This is a genomic window from Thermococcus sp. MAR1 (assembly GCF_012027305.1).
In the GTDB taxonomy this organism is placed as follows: Archaea; Methanobacteriota_B; Thermococci; order Thermococcales; family Thermococcaceae; genus Thermococcus.
In genome coordinates, this window is the sequence record NZ_SNUF01000030.1 from 1 (window position 1) to 404 (window position 404).

Annotated in this window: 1 protein-coding gene; it reads right to left on the reverse strand. The window is 35.4% G+C overall.

The features are described from left to right. A partial coding sequence (locus E3E25_RS11405) for a UvrD-helicase domain-containing protein (RefSeq protein WP_167893420.1) occupies positions 1–291 on the reverse strand: 291 nt, incomplete at its 3' end. Between the last annotated feature and the right edge of the window lie 113 nt (positions 292–404).

A 404-nucleotide genomic window follows, 5' to 3' on the forward strand; every position in this document is an offset into this window, starting at 1 on the left:
TCTTAGTATTCTCGCAAACACACTATGAAATGTGCCGATATATAAATTTCTTGCTTCATTATTGCCAAGCATTTTTTCAATACGCTCTTTCATTTCTGCAGCAGCCTTATTCGTAAAAGTTAACGCCAGAATATTGAACGCATCAACACCATTTGCCATTAAATGAGCAATACGTGTAGTAAGCACTTTAGTTTTACCGCTACCGGCACCGGCAATAATCATTAAAGGCCCGTTAATATGCGTAACTGCTTCGTATTGCCTTTCATTTAACCCACTTAAATAATCATTCATGACTGCAAGTTAAGCAGCAGGCAAGTTGAGAAAAGAAGTGTGAGAAAATAAATGTTTTAAGATGAGAGCAGATTAATCTTCAATGTCTTAAACTATCTTTAACCGTAAAAATA